A 12,651-nucleotide genomic window follows, 5' to 3' on the forward strand; every position below is an offset into this window, starting at 1 on the left:
CCGCGGGGAGATGATCAGACTGCTTGGAATGCGGTGATGGTCAGCAGCTTGATCCCTGCATTGCTGCACGCATCATGCGGTTCGGCCACGAACAACGAAGCAGTGTCGTTGGGTGGGTAGATGCGGAAACCTGCAGCCGGAACCCGGGTGCAGTCGCCGTAATTGCCGGCCTGTGTGTACCGGATTTCACCCCATGCGGATTTGCCCGGAGCCAGTTCGATCTTGGTGACGGGGGTGGTGCTTTCGCGGGTGGCGGGCTCGCCGATCGGCTCTCCGTTGGCATCGGCGGTCAGGGAGACGCCGGCGAATCCTTCAAGGATGCAGGCGGCTGTGCCGGAATTGGTGAGGATCAATTTCTCATAGATGCTGCCTGCCGCGCCCCCGCCCGTGGAATCAGTGGTGGCGGTCAAGGACGCTGCCTTGCACAGCGCAGGCGCTGCCGGGGCGGCGGACGTAGCCGGAGCCGACGGTGAAGGAGCGGCGGAGGTTGATGCTGTTGACGACGGGGTGGCGGAGGCCGACGCCGACGGGCTGGGAGATGCCGGCGGGGCACTGCTGCTGCCTGAGGGGCTGGGGCTGGGTCCGCAGGCTGCGAGAAGCAGCAACGAAGCGGCCGCTGATGTTGTCACGAATCCGATTTTGATGCGCTGAGTCCACATGGGCTACAGCCTTGCCGTGGCGTTGACCTGAGTCAATTCAGCCACGGACCTGACGCGGGATTGGCGCCCGGATCGTGATCTTCCGGGCGCCAATCCGCAGGGTTCAGCTGACTACTTGCTGTCTGCCTTGGCTGCTGCCGGCTTGGTTGAACGGCTGCGGAAGAACGCAGCGCCGCCCAAGGCCAAGCCCGCCAGGCCGGCAATGAGGCCCGCCCAGCTCATCGCCTTCGAGCCGTCGTCCGTGACGGACGCAGCTTGCTCGGTGGACACCGCGGCGGCCGCGTGGTGGTCGCCGTCGGCCGAAGCCGGAGTGATGGCGATTGCGGGTGCGGGCGACTTCAAGTCATCCTCGCTCTGGCCATCCTTGGGGATTTCGATCCAGTCCGTCTTGCCCGTCTCGCAGGTCTGGTAGGTGGGGAAGTAGATGGTTTTGCCAGCCGCGTCCGGGAGCTTGACGGAGAGAACCAGGGCATCGCGCATGTGCGGATCCAGCGGAGCCTTCGCCGTGTAGACAATCTGGCTGGTGCGCTTGGTGATGGTGGTTCCATCGGCCAGCTTCTTCGGCTCGGGGAGGGTCTGGGTGACCTTTTCAACCGTCCAGTTGGCGTTCACCGTGGGGGTTGCGTCGGTCAGCTCGTCGGGAAGGCTGATGGCGATCTTGGTGGTGCCGGACTGGTCGCAGCCGTGGGGGACACCGAAGGTCAGCAGGGCGTAGGAGTTTGCTGCCGTCTTGTTGGGGTCAACGGAAACATGGGCCGAAGCGCCGGCGATGCCAGCCATCATGAGTACGGCGGTGCCGCCTGCTGCAGCGGTTGCGGTCAGGGTACGACGGAGCGAGGACTTCTTCATGGAATTGCCTTTCGGGTGCGCCTGATAAGGGGGCGCGGGGGTACGGGTTGATGGCCCGTCACCATACAAAGGCATGCGCTGAGGTGCAGCTGTGGTGCCGGGCGGAATTAGGGAAGTACGACGCCGGCCGGTGGGCCGCGGCGGCTGTCTTGCCTTAGATTCCGCCACGGGCGGGGGATGAAGACGTCAGGGGTGCCGACAGCGAGGGGTGAGGACCCGGCGTCGGGCCTGAACAGCAGGGTGGGCAGCGACACCAGGGGGCGCAGCCATGCTGCCAGCTGCCACAGCGCAGCTTCGCCTTTGGCCAAGACCACAGCGGACGCGAGCGTAGCCAGTACGTGGGCCACCAGCATCAACGTGCCAAAAGTGGTGCCCATTTCATGGGTATGGGCCGTCGACAAGGCCGGGCTCAGGGGCTCGGCCATCAGGTGATGCCCACTGACGGGCGCTGCGGCCGACACTGGACTCAATGCTGAGAAAGCCTCGTGCAATCCGAGTTGGCCCGCTCCCAGCAGTCCACCCAGCGTGACCACGTTCAGCTTGAATCGCGTGGCCAAGGTGGTTGCCAGTGCCGTCAACGCAATCAGCGCCAGCAGCACGGGCTCAGTGGGAAGAGTGCCCCCACCCACCACGTGGGCTCCGGCAGCCAACAGGACGATCACCAGCGAGATGGCTCCCGAGCGGAACGCATGGAAGGGAGCCCGGAGCTGTGATGCGCGCACGGGTCCTCCCATCTGTCTTCCCGGATCGGCTGGTTGTCAGCGTCTTGATTCTATCGGGAGTTCGGCGCCGCCCGTGCCCTGGATGGGCGCCGTGGGCACGTTGCTGCGTTCCTCCCCACTTACCCACGTTTTCCTGGCGCCTTGCCAGGCTTGAACTGGCGTAATTCCGGGGCGCGGCCGGGGTGGGGGATGAGGGAACCGGGACGGAACGTCGGCCACCGTTCCGGGGCAAAGCAAAAGGCCCTGCCTCCCTCATAAACACAGGGAAGCAGGGCCTTTTTCATTGGCGGTGACGGTGGGATTTGAACCCACGTTGGCTTTTACACCAAACAACATTTCGAGTGTTGCACCTTCGGCCGCTCGGACACGTCACCAACTGAAATAGGGTACCGGAGTTCGGGTCGGTTCCCCAAAACGAGGCCCCACCGCCGCGCAGGACGAAAGGCCAAAACGCGGCCGGCTTCCGTCCGCAGCGGCATGGGGATAGATTCGTAAGTATCATGACTATTCCGAGCGAAGCAGAACACAAGGCCCACGCTTACTGGGTTACTGAGAACGGCGATGGAGAGCTGCGCCCGGAGGCCCTGCCGGCACGCCAGGACGGGGAATCCCTGGTCAGGACCCTGTACTCAGGCATCAGCCGCGGTACTGAAAGCGTGGTCCACCAGGGACGTGTGCCGGAACGCGTGGCGGACCTGATGCAGGCCCCGCACCAGGAAGGCGACTTCCCCGGCCCAGTCAAGTACGGATACCTCAGCGTGGGCACAGTGGAGGAAGGCCCTGAAGAGCTGATGGGGAAAACGGTCTTCAGCCTCCATCCCCACCAGGATCTCTACGTGGTCCCCACCAACGCCCTCACCGTCATCCCGGAGGACGTTCCAGCCAAACGCGCAGTGCTTACGGGCATCGTCGAGGTCGCCATCAACGCACTCTGGGAAGCCGGGCCGCGCCTGGGTGACCGGGTGGCGGTGGTCGGTGGCGGTTTGGTGGGCGGCGTCCTGGCGACGCTGCTGCGAAAGTATCCGCTGTCCCGCCTCCAACTGGTGGACGCGGACCCGGGAAAGCGAGATCTCGCCGAAAAGCTGGGCATCGGATTCGCCGGGCCCGAAGACGCGCAGGACGACAACGACATTGTCTTCCACTGCTCAGCCTCCAACGAAGGCCTCAAACTGAGCCTCCAACTGGCTGGCGACGACTCGGACGTGATCGAGCTGTCCTGGTTTGCGGACAAGGAGGTCACCCTCCCGTTGGGCGAGGATTTCCACGCCCGCAGGCTGAACATCCGCTCCAGCCAGGTGGGCGCCGTTGCCCTGCCGCGCCGGCACCGCCGGAGCAACGCGGAGCGCCTGCAGGAAGCGGCCAACCAGCTCAAGGATCCGCTGTTCGACACGTTCCTCACCAGCGAATGCCAGTTCCAGAACCTGCCCGCAACGCTCGTTAGATTGTTCGAAGAGCCCGGTGGCTTCTGCCACGTCGTCGCCTACCCAACCCCGGAGGTCTAGCTTGTTCAGCCTTACCGTTCGCCGCCACTTCATGATCGCCCACAGCCTGCCGCGCGAAGCTTTCGGGCCAGCGCAGGGCCTTCACGGAGCCACCTTCGTTGCCGAGGTCAGCTTCCGCCGCCGTGAACTTAATGACGACGCAATCGTCCTGGACATCGGCGCGGCCAGCGGCATCCTTGAGGAAATCCTGGAAGACCTGAACTACAAGAACCTGGATGAGCACCCGGCGTTCAAGGGCAAGCTGTCCACCACTGAGGCGCTCGCCAAGCACATTGCCGACGCCATGGCAGCCCGCATCCAAAGCACAGACGACGGTCCGGCACTGGCCGGGATCGACGTCACGTTGCGCGAAAACCCCGATGCCTGGGCTTCCTACTCGCTGGAGCTTCAGGGCCACTAGCGTGAAGCTCCGCCTGCTGGTTCCCGGGAACGTCCGCCACGGCTCCGGCGGCAACAGGTACAACGCCAGCTTGGCGGCGCACTTGATTGCTTTGGGCGCACGCGTGGAAACGGTCGCCGTGGACGGCGATTGGCCGGTTGGCAGCGCGGAGGACCGCCGGCGGTTGGCAGAAGCGCTCGACGGCGGCACTCCAGTCATTGCCGACGGTTTGGTGGCGAGCGGGGCGCCAGAGGAGGTAGCCAGTGCCGTGATGGGCGGAACCGACGTCTGGATCCTGTCCCACATGGCGCTGGCGGACCACCACGCCCTGGAAGCACAATCCTTGGCCGCCGCCACCGGGATCATTTGCCCCAGCGCCCATTCGGCAGGGGAGCTGCGTGCCAAGCATGGGGCGCTGGAGGTGGTGGTGGCCACGCCGGGGACGGCAGCGGCCGGTGTCAGCGCTGGATCTGAACCGAAACACATCGTTGCGGTGGCTGCTTTGCTTCCCAATAAGAGCCAAACCGAGCTGGTGGAAGCGTTGTCCCAGCTGCAGGACCTGGAGTGGACTGCATCCCTGATAGGTTCCCACCACGCAGACCCTGCATACGCAGCCAAGGTGAGGGACGTCGTCGAACATTATGGGCTGCAGCAGCGTGTCACTTTGACGGGCGAACTGACGGGCCAGGCACTCGAGGAGGAATGGCATAAAGCCGACCTCAGTGTGCTGCTGTCGAAGTCAGAGTCGTTCGGCATGGTGGTGACCGAATCGCTGGCGCATGGGGTTCCGGTCCTTGTCCGGCAAGGGACCGGGGCCGTTGAAGCGCTCGGTGCCAGCGGAGCCGGAGCGGCGCTGGACCTGACACGGGAGGGTGCACTGGCCGGGTCACTCCGGCGTTGGGTCACCGACTCCGCCCTGCAAGAACGCTGGCGCAGCAACGCACTCCAAGCCCGGGGGAACCTCCACAGCTGGGACGCCACGGCCGGAACGGTCCTGGATGCCCTGACAAGTCCGCGGGCGGGGACTACTGTGTCCGGTGGGAAGCGAAGAAATCCTTGAGCAACACTGCGCATTCGTCCTCGCGAACCCCGGCGTAGACCTCCACCCAATGGTTGAGGCGGCGCTCGCGGAGGACGTCGAACACTGAGCCGGCAGCGCCGGCCTTGGCGTCCCACGCGCCAAAAACCACCCGGGGAATCCGCGCCAGGACAATGGCCCCGGCGCACATGGCACACGGCTCCAGCGTGACCACCAGGGTGCAATCCTCCAACCGCCAACCATCACCGGAAACACCGGCCTCAGCGGAACGACGACGCAGCGCTGCGGCCGCCTGCCGGATGGCCACCACCTCCGCGTGGGCTGTAGGGTCCCCGTGGGCTTCGCGTTCATTCCTGCCGGAACCCAGCACGCCGCCGTCGGGCCCCAAGACCACGGCGCCGATCGGTACGTCCCCGGTGGCCAGTGCCAGCCGTGCCTGGTCCAGGGCAAGGCCCATCCAGGCAAGGTGATCTGCGTGATACGGCTCGGTGGGGCTCATGTCTCAATGATAGTTTTGGGGGATGCGCACACACGTCGTGGACCACCCGCTGGTCGCTCACAAGCTCACCGTTCTGCGGGACAAGAACACCCCTTCGCCCGTCTTCCGGCAGCTCACCGAAGAACTTGTCACCCTCCTGGCTTATGAAGCCACCCGTGAGGTGAAGACGCAGCCGGTGGAAATCGAGACCCCGGTGACAACAACCATTGGTACGGCTTTCACCAAGCCCACCCCGTTGGTGGTTCCCATCCTGCGCGCCGGATTGGGCATGCTGGAGGGCATGACCAAGCTGGTCCCCACGGCCGAGGTTGGCTTCCTGGGGATGGCCCGCGATGAAGAAACGCTGGACATCATCACCTACGCCGAGCGTCTCCCCGAGGACCTCACCGGCCGCCAGATCTTCGTTCTGGACCCCATGCTGGCTACCGGCGGAACCCTGCGAGAGGCCATCAAGTTCCTCTTCAAGCGCGGAGCCTCGGACGTTACCTGCATCTGCCTGTTGGCTGCCCCGGAGGGCCTGGCCAAGCTTGAAGAAGAGCTTTCCGACGCCAACGTGAAGATCGTACTGGCCTCCATTGACGAGAAATTGAACGAGAAGTCGTACATTGTTCCCGGTCTGGGCGACGCCGGTGACCGGCTGTACGGCGTGGCCGGCTAGGAAAGTCCCTACCGGTTTTGAAACCAGCCCGCTAGCCTGTGGCGCATGGACTGGAAACTCGAACTGGTATTTGTCCCTGTATCCGACGTTGACCGCGCCAAGGATTTCTACGTCAACAAGGTGGGCTTCAACGCCGATTTTGATGAGCGTCCCACAGAGGGAATCCGCTTTGTGCAGTTGACGCCTCCGGGCTCGGCCTGCTCCATCGCGATCGGGGAGGGGCTTACTGACGCCCCTCCCGGATCGGCTCCCAACCTCCAGGTAGTGGTCAGCGACATCACCAAAGCCCACAGCGAGCTCAAAGCCAACGGCGTGGACGTCAGCGATGTGGAGGTCCTCGATTGGGGGCACTTTGTGTATTTCGCTGACCCGGACGGCAACAAGTGGGCCATCCAATACCTCCCGCAGCGGCCGCACGGCTGACGTCCCGTCACCGTGCGGCAGGACGCCGCGGGGTGCCATTGTGCGGCAGGATGGAACCATGAGCCACCCTGCCGCGCCCTCGCTGACTGTCCGTGCCATCCTCTTCGACATGGACGGGACATTGGTGGATTCCACAGCGATCGTCGAGCAGGTCTGGCTGGAGTTCTCAGAGCGTTACGGCCTGGATTTCAAGGAGATTCTGCGCACCTCCCATGGCGTCCAGGCTGGCGATACCGTGCGCCGGTACGCCCCCGCGGGCGCGGACTTTGACGCGCTGACGGCGGAGCTTGGCTGCATGGAACGCTCACGGACCGATGGCGTGGTTGCCCTGCCCGGAGCCGCGGAGCTCCTGGCCGCCCTTCCGGGTGACGCGATTGCCCTGGTCACCTCCGCAGACAGCATCCTGGCCGGGATCCGCATGCGCGCCGCGGGCTTGGCCATGCCCTCCACCACGGTGACGGCGGAGTCCGTGACCCACGGGAAACCGCACCCGGAGGGCTACCTCAAAGCCGCCGCGCTGCTGGGAGCCGAGCCGTCCGACGTCGTGGTTTTCGAGGATGCCCCGGCAGGCATCGCGGCCGCACGTGCCGCCGGGATGCGCACCGTGGTGGTGGGAGACGGCGGAGGGGAGCTGGAGGAGGGTATGTGGCGGATCCCGGACTACTCGGAAGTGACCGTCACCGCGGTGAAGGACGACGACGGCGGGAACCTCATCACTCTCACCCTTTAGTACTGTTCGGGTCAGCCAGGCGGGCGTAAGCTGTGCCCATGTCTGCGATGCCGGAGACGTACGGTGCTGCATTGGAGCGGGCCATGGTCCACGCCGGTGATTGGCTCGCGTCGGTTCCTTCCCGTCCTGTCCGCCCCGCAATGGACGCCGATCACGTTGCTTCCAGCATTGATCAGCAGCTGCAGGATGGAGCCATTGATCCGGCCGACGTGGTGGATGAACTGGCCGCGCTGGCGGAGCCCGGGCTCATGGCCATCCAGTCCGGGCGGTTCTTTGGATGGGTCATGGGCGGCACCCTTCCCGCAGCCATGGCCGCCGACTGGCTTGTCACCGCGTGGGACCAGAACGCCGGTCTCCGTTTCGCCACTCCGTCCGCTGCAGCCATCGAGGAATCTGCTGCGGCCTGGCTCCTGGACCTTCTCCAACTCCCGGCGACAGCCGACGTCGGTTTCACCACGGGCGCTACCACCGCCAATTTTGTGGGCCTTGCCGCCGGGCGCCAGCACCTGATGGATGAGGCCGGGTGGGATTTGGAATCCCTGGGGCTCACGGGCGCGCCCCGCATCACCACCTTTGCGGGCCGGGAACGACACGCGGCTGTGGATCTGGCGCTGCGTTATCTGGGCCTGGGTGCCTGCGTTCCCGTGGAGGCGGATCAGGAGGGCAGGATCCTGCCGGACGCGTTGGCGGAAGCCATGGACCAACAACCCGGACCATCGTTGGTGTGCCTGCAGGCGGGCAACCTTCACTCGGGCGCCTTCGACCCCATGACGGAGGCGGTTGCTGTGGCCCATGACCGTGGCGCGTGGGTGCACGTGGACGGTGCTTTTGGCTTGTGGGCGGCCGTCAGCCCGGTGATGAGGGAGCGGCTGGCCGGGGTGGAGGACGCCGACTCCTGGGCCACGGATGCGCACAAGACCCTGAACGTTCCCTACGACTGCGGGCTCGCGATCGTGTCCCGCCCTGAAGCACTCAGGCGGGCCTTCGGTGTCCATACCAGTTACCTGATAGCCACCGAAACGGGCCTGGGAGATCCGTTGGAGAAGGTGCCGGAGATGTCGCGCCGGGCCCGGGGGATTCCTGTGTGGGCTGCCCTCCGCCAGTTGGGCAAGAGCGGTGTGATTGCCATGGTTGAACGCTTGGCGTCGAATGCGAGGGCCTTGGCTGAGGGCTTGGCCGCGATTCCCGGGGTGGAAGTCCTCAACGAAGTCGCCTTCACGCAGGTCTCGGTCAGCTTTGGCAGCGACGACAGGACCCACCGCGTCACCCAGCGGCTCATGGCTGAAGGAGCCGTGTGGATGTCCGGCTCATCATGGCGGGGCAGGGACATCCTCAGGATCTCGGTGAGCAACTGGACCACTGATGCCAAAGATGTTGCAGCGTCCATCGAAGCGGTCCGGGGTGCCGTTAGGGCCGACCCGTAGGGTTCCGCAACAGATATCCGGCCCACGTGGCCAGTGCCAGTCCCACAAGGTTGGCCGGGAGTGGGCTCATGAAACTGCCGCAGGCAAGGAAAATTCCCGCGTACATCAGGGCCCAAGCACCGGCGCGGAGGAGGCGCCCCGGCCAACCGGTCCGGCCCGGGGCCCCACCAAAAGCAGCCTGCAACTCCCTGACGGGGACATCGCCGCGGCGGAGGCTTCGGTTCAGGCGCACCATTCCGCGCAAGTCCGCAAGCGCAGTACGTACGACGTCGACACGTGGGTCGGGCTGTTCGGTCCAGTCGACGGGGACTTCATGGATACGGAGGCCGGAGCGTTCCGCAATGACCAGCAGTTCGGTGTCGAAGAACCAGCCGTCATCCGTGGTGTACGGCAGGATGCGTTGCGCCACATCTGCACGGATGGCCTTGAAACCGCACTGGGCGTCGGAGAATCGTGCCCCCAAGGTACCGCGCAGGAGCGAGTTGCAGCTACGGGAAATAACCGCGCGCAGGGCACTGCAGGTCACGCGCGAGGATGAGGCTGAACGGGTTCCGATAGCCAGATCGGAGTGCCCGGAAATCAGCGGGGCCAGCAGGGGAGCCAACGCGGAGAGGTCCGTGGACATATCGGCTTCCATGTAGGCCAGGACCGGTGACGGGGATGCCAACCAAACATGCCGAAGGGTCTTTCCCCGGCCTCTTTCCGCGAGCCGGACCACCACCAGTTCTGGAAGTTCACGGGCCAGGCGCTCCGCTATCCGCAACGTGCCGTCGGTGCTTGCATTGTCAGCCACAGTGATGCGGAACGAGTACGGCAGCCAGTTTTTCAGGTGCCCGTGCAGCCGGCGGAGGTTATCCTCAATCCGGCTCTCCTCATTGAAGACGGGCACGGTCAGGTCCACCACCGGCACGGGGACCATGGTGTTCACCGGCCGTTGCCGCTGGGGAACGGGTGCTGGATGAGTGAGCGTCATGCATTCAGCATGGAACCGCCGTTTATGTGTGCTGTAGGCGCAAGCTGTGACTCCACTGTGAGCACCTTAAAAGCCGAAAGCCGCCCCCTTTTCCGCTGTCCGCACCAGTGGGAACCGGTGCGAATGGCGGAAAAGGGAGCGGCGATCCGAAAGGGTGTGGCTTAGTACCAGTTGTGCGACAAGTGGAAAGCCAGGGCAGCGGACGGCGAACCGTAACGCTCCTTGATGTAGTTCAGGCCCCACTTGATCTGGGTCTGGTAGTTGGTCTGCCAGTCAGCGCCGGCCGAGGCCATCTTGCCAGCCGGGAGGGACTGGACAATGCCGTATGCGCCGCTGGACGCGTTGGTAGCAGTGGTCTTCCAGTTGGATTCCTTCTCCCACAGCGTGTTCAGGGCGGTCATTTCGCCCTGGCCCCAGCCGTAGCTGCCCAGGATGCTTGCAGCGTAGGCCTTGGCGGCGGCGGGATCGTCAACTGCCTTGGGAGCTGCGGCTGCGGCGGCTGCCTCAGCGGCGGCGGCAGCAGCGGCGTCGGCGGCTTGCTTGGCAGCGGCATCAGCAGCAGCCTTGTCAGCTGCGGCCTGAGCGGCGGCTGCCTGATCTGCGGCGGCCTTCTCTGCTGCAGCCTTTTCGGCTGCGGCCTGGTCAGCGGCGGCCTTGTCGGCAGCAGCTTTCTCAGCGGCGGCCTTGTCCGCAGCAGCACGGTCGGCGGCACCCTTTGCGGCGGCGGCGTCCATGGAAGCAGAGATCTCGGCGGACTTGTTGGTGCTCACGTTGGCAGCTGCCTGCGTCCCGGCAACACGGGTGGCCTCGGGGAGGTTCAGGGCAGCGTTGGCGGCCGTTCCCAGCGATGCAACGCCCAGTGCGGCAGCAACCACACCGGCAACTACCGACATGCGGTGGCTGGACTTACCCTGGCGGGCGGCGTTCTTAAGGACTGCCTGCGACTTGTTGTTTTCATCGCGGTGGCGCGCAGAAGGGCGCGCCGGATCGTTAAATTCAGACATGTGTTGTGACCTCTCAGCGCCTGCGGAGTTAGCTGTCGGGTTCGGATGAGGTCATCCGGCCGCGCGTCACGCTGCGGCTTCACCCCTAGGGCGGCACATTGCCAGGCCCGGAGACTGTGGGTCCCCCGTCTCTGCCTCAAAGAAGAACGGACTCCGGGAAGTGGCAGAGCTCGGCGCATCCCGGATGTGGGTCCTTGGGGAAACCCACCCTTTCGACGGTACAGGAGGATTCCCCGGAAGTCACATTTAGGTAACAGAGATCACGACGCCGGTGAGTCGCCTTGCAGGCCCGGCTGACTTTCCCCGGTGCTTACGGTGGGAAGTCGCAGGGCGAACTCTGTGCGCCCGGGCCGGGACGTCACTTCCACGGTGCCACCATGGGCGGCAACAATCGAATCCACAATGGAAAGGCCCAGTCCGGAAGTCCCTTCCGACCCCGATCTCGCTGCGTCAGCGCGGGCAAAACGGGAGAAGATCCGGGTTTGGAAGTCTTCCGGAATGCCGGGGCCGTTGTCCGTCACGGTCACCACCGCACTGCCATCGGCGGAGAGCATCACGCCCGTGACCACCGTGGTTCCGCGGTCCGTGTGCTTGCGGGCGTTGGACAGCAGGTTGGCCAGGACCTGGTGCAGCTGGGTGGCGTCACCGCGCACTGTGATGGGTTCATCGGGAAGCTTCAGCTGCCAGGTGTGGTCCGGCGCCATGACTTTCTCGTCGCTGACGGTTTCGATCACCAGCTGTGTCAGGTCCACATCCGCCATTTTGACGGGCTGCCCCTCGTCCAGCCTGGCCAGCAGCAGCAGGTCTTCAACCAGCGTGGTCATGCGCTCCGATTGGCTCTGGACCCTTGCCAGCGACTTGCGGCCATCGTCGGTGAAGGTCTCGGTCATCCTCATCAGCTCGGTGTACCCACGGATGGCTGTCAGGGGAGTGCGGAGTTCATGCGAGGCATCAGCAACAAACTGCCGGACTTTGGTCTCGCTTTCCTGCCTGGCCTCCAGTGCGTTGGCAACATTGTTGAGCATCAGGTTCAGGGCGTGGCCCACACTGCCCACTTCCGTCCCCGGATGGGAGGCGGATGGTGGTACCCGCACCGCAAGTGCCACCTCACCGGCGTCCAGGGGCAACCGCGAGACTTTCGTGGCTACTTCGGAGAGCTGTTCCAGGGGCCGCATGGTCCGCCGGATGATCACGGTGCCTAGCAGGCCAATCACCAACAAGCCGCCCAGCGATACCACCACCATGGTCCACACCAGTGAGGCCTCGGCGCTTTGCTTGTCGGACAGCGGCAGGCCGGTAACAATTACATCGCCATCGTTGGTGCCGACGGCCACCAGCCGGTAATCACCGTTGGACAGGGAGCGGTCCGCCGGCTGGCTGTTGGTGGGCAGGCTCAGCAGGACCTGCTGGTCGGCGGCGGACAGTGAGACGCGGTTGCCCTTGGCGTCAATCAGTCCCGAGCTGCTGACCTCTGATCCGTCAATCCTTGCGTTCAGTGTGCCGGCGGCCTGTCCGCGGGCCTCCAGGGGATCCGGCCTGCCGGAGTTCGGGAAGTTCGACGGCGGCCTGCCGAAAGTATTTGCGCGGCTGGAGGCCTGCTCCAATTGCCTGTCCAACTGACGGTTGAACACGTTGTCCATGGAGGCGTAGCTGACAATGCCCACAGCTCCGCAGATGGCCACGAGGAGTGCCATGGCCACCAGGACCAAGCGGGTCCGCAGGTGCCAGGTGGAGGGGTTGAGCCAGCTGCGCCCTGTGCGTTTGGCTACTCCGGAGAGGGTGCTCAAGTC

15 protein-coding genes, 1 tRNA gene and 1 riboswitch are annotated in these 12,651 nt (G+C 64.9%); of the genes, 8 read left to right on the forward strand and 8 right to left on the reverse strand.

The window, feature by feature from the left end; all coding sequences use genetic code 11:
• Positions 1 to 14 precede the first annotated feature (14 nt).
• Positions 15 to 410 (reverse strand): DUF4232 domain-containing protein, encoded by a 396-nt coding sequence (locus JOE60_RS18270; RefSeq protein WP_167265052.1) that lies wholly within the window; start codon positions 408 to 410, stop codon positions 15 to 17.
• A gap of 10 nt (positions 411 to 420) precedes the next feature.
• Between JOE60_RS18270 and JOE60_RS18275 the strand changes: the two genes are divergently transcribed.
• Positions 421 to 651, forward strand: a complete 231-nt coding sequence (locus JOE60_RS18275; protein ID WP_167265051.1) for a hypothetical protein — start codon at positions 421 to 423, stop codon at positions 649 to 651.
• Between the two features lie 119 nt (positions 652 to 770).
• Here JOE60_RS18275 and JOE60_RS03405 read toward each other — a convergent pair whose 3' ends face one another.
• From JOE60_RS03405 to JOE60_RS03415, 3 genes are all read right to left on the reverse strand, one after another.
• Positions 771 to 1,508 (reverse strand): YcnI family copper-binding membrane protein, encoded by a 738-nt coding sequence (locus JOE60_RS03405; RefSeq protein WP_167265050.1) that lies wholly within the window; start codon positions 1,506 to 1,508, stop codon positions 771 to 773.
• Between the two features lie 107 nt (positions 1,509 to 1,615).
• Entirely contained in the window at positions 1,616 to 2,230 is a 615-nt protein-coding gene (locus JOE60_RS03410) for a hypothetical protein (RefSeq protein WP_167265049.1), read from the reverse strand.
• A gap of 284 nt (positions 2,231 to 2,514) precedes the next feature.
• Positions 2,515 to 2,604, reverse strand: a tRNA-Ser gene (locus tag JOE60_RS03415).
• Positions 2,605 to 2,730: 126 nt separating this feature from the next.
• Between JOE60_RS03415 and JOE60_RS03420 the strand changes: the two genes are divergently transcribed.
• The 3 genes from JOE60_RS03420 to JOE60_RS03430 are packed head-to-tail and all read left to right on the forward strand — an operon-like array spanning position 2,731 to position 5,171.
• Positions 2,731 to 3,732, forward strand: coding sequence for a zinc-dependent alcohol dehydrogenase (locus JOE60_RS03420; protein ID WP_167265048.1), 1,002 nt, complete (start codon positions 2,731 to 2,733; stop codon positions 3,730 to 3,732).
• Position 3,733: 1 nt separating this feature from the next.
• Entirely contained in the window at positions 3,734 to 4,132 is a 399-nt protein-coding gene (locus JOE60_RS03425) for a 6-pyruvoyl trahydropterin synthase family protein (protein WP_167265047.1), read from the forward strand.
• Between the two features lies 1 nt (position 4,133).
• Positions 4,134 to 5,171: a glycosyltransferase family 4 protein gene (locus JOE60_RS03430; RefSeq protein ID WP_314325637.1), complete on the forward strand. Its 1,038-nt coding sequence runs from the start codon at positions 4,134 to 4,136 to the stop codon at positions 5,169 to 5,171.
• On the opposite strand, the gene JOE60_RS03435 is transcribed toward JOE60_RS03430, so the two are convergent.
• A complete protein-coding gene (locus JOE60_RS03435; protein ID WP_167265045.1) occupies positions 5,137 to 5,649 on the reverse strand; it encodes a nucleoside deaminase in 513 nt (170 codons plus the stop codon). The genes JOE60_RS03430 and JOE60_RS03435 overlap by 35 nt on opposite strands.
• Before the next feature lie 22 nt (positions 5,650 to 5,671).
• Between JOE60_RS03435 and upp the strand changes: the two genes are divergently transcribed.
• The 4 genes from upp to JOE60_RS03455 are packed head-to-tail and all read left to right on the forward strand — an operon-like array spanning position 5,672 to position 8,884.
• Entirely contained in the window at positions 5,672 to 6,307 is a 636-nt protein-coding gene (gene upp / locus JOE60_RS03440) for a uracil phosphoribosyltransferase (RefSeq protein ID WP_167265044.1), read from the forward strand.
• A gap of 45 nt (positions 6,308 to 6,352) precedes the next feature.
• On the forward strand, positions 6,353 to 6,730 hold the full coding sequence (locus JOE60_RS03445) for a glyoxalase superfamily protein (RefSeq protein WP_167265043.1): 378 nt from the start codon (positions 6,353 to 6,355) through the stop codon (positions 6,728 to 6,730).
• 58 nt (positions 6,731 to 6,788) lie between these two features.
• Positions 6,789 to 7,460, forward strand: coding sequence for an HAD-IA family hydrolase (locus tag JOE60_RS03450; protein WP_167265042.1), 672 nt, complete (start codon positions 6,789 to 6,791; stop codon positions 7,458 to 7,460).
• A 38-nt stretch (positions 7,461 to 7,498) separates the two neighbouring features.
• Positions 7,499 to 8,884: a pyridoxal phosphate-dependent decarboxylase family protein gene (locus JOE60_RS03455; protein WP_167265041.1), complete on the forward strand. Its 1,386-nt coding sequence runs from the start codon at positions 7,499 to 7,501 to the stop codon at positions 8,882 to 8,884.
• On the opposite strand, the gene JOE60_RS03460 is transcribed toward JOE60_RS03455, so the two are convergent.
• The 3 genes from JOE60_RS03460 to JOE60_RS03470 form a co-directional block, all read right to left on the reverse strand.
• Positions 8,868 to 9,857, reverse strand: coding sequence for a dolichyl-phosphate beta-glucosyltransferase (locus JOE60_RS03460; protein ID WP_167265040.1), 990 nt, complete (start codon positions 9,855 to 9,857; stop codon positions 8,868 to 8,870). The two genes, JOE60_RS03455 and JOE60_RS03460, sit on opposite strands and share 17 nt — an antisense overlap.
• A 161-nt stretch (positions 9,858 to 10,018) precedes the next feature.
• A complete protein-coding gene (locus tag JOE60_RS03465; protein WP_167265039.1) occupies positions 10,019 to 10,861 on the reverse strand; it encodes an aggregation-promoting factor C-terminal-like domain-containing protein in 843 nt (280 codons plus the stop codon).
• Positions 10,862 to 10,866: 5 nt separating this feature from the next.
• Positions 10,867 to 11,023: riboswitch (cyclic di-AMP (ydaO/yuaA leader) on the reverse strand.
• Between the two features lie 98 nt (positions 11,024 to 11,121).
• On the reverse strand, positions 11,122 to 12,648 hold the full coding sequence (locus JOE60_RS03470; RefSeq protein ID WP_167265038.1) for a sensor histidine kinase: 1,527 nt from the start codon (positions 12,646 to 12,648) through the stop codon (positions 11,122 to 11,124).
• Between the last annotated feature and the right edge of the window lie 3 nt (positions 12,649 to 12,651).

The sequence above is a fragment of the Paenarthrobacter ilicis genome, assembly GCF_016907545.1.
Lineage (GTDB): Bacteria > Actinomycetota > Actinomycetes > Actinomycetales > Micrococcaceae > Arthrobacter > Arthrobacter ilicis.

Coding starts and splice junctions, on each gene's coding strand:
- JOE60_RS03405 (WP_167265050.1), bottom strand. CDS start 1,508: ATGAAGAAGTCCTCGCTCCGTCGTACCCTGACCGCAACCGCTGCAGCA.
- JOE60_RS03420 (WP_167265048.1), top strand. CDS start 2,731: ATGACTATTCCGAGCGAAGCAGAACACAAGGCCCACGCTTACTGGGTT.
- JOE60_RS03435 (WP_167265045.1), bottom strand. CDS start 5,649: ATGAGCCCCACCGAGCCGTATCACGCAGATCACCTTGCCTGGATGGGC.
- upp (WP_167265044.1), top strand. CDS start 5,672: ATGCGCACACACGTCGTGGACCACCCGCTGGTCGCTCACAAGCTCACC.
- JOE60_RS03445 (WP_167265043.1), top strand. CDS start 6,353: ATGGACTGGAAACTCGAACTGGTATTTGTCCCTGTATCCGACGTTGAC.
- JOE60_RS03450 (WP_167265042.1), top strand. CDS start 6,789: ATGAGCCACCCTGCCGCGCCCTCGCTGACTGTCCGTGCCATCCTCTTC.
- JOE60_RS03455 (WP_167265041.1), top strand. CDS start 7,499: ATGTCTGCGATGCCGGAGACGTACGGTGCTGCATTGGAGCGGGCCATG.
- JOE60_RS03460 (WP_167265040.1), bottom strand. CDS start 9,857: ATGACGCTCACTCATCCAGCACCCGTTCCCCAGCGGCAACGGCCGGTG.
- JOE60_RS03465 (WP_167265039.1), bottom strand. CDS start 10,861: ATGTCTGAATTTAACGATCCGGCGCGCCCTTCTGCGCGCCACCGCGAT.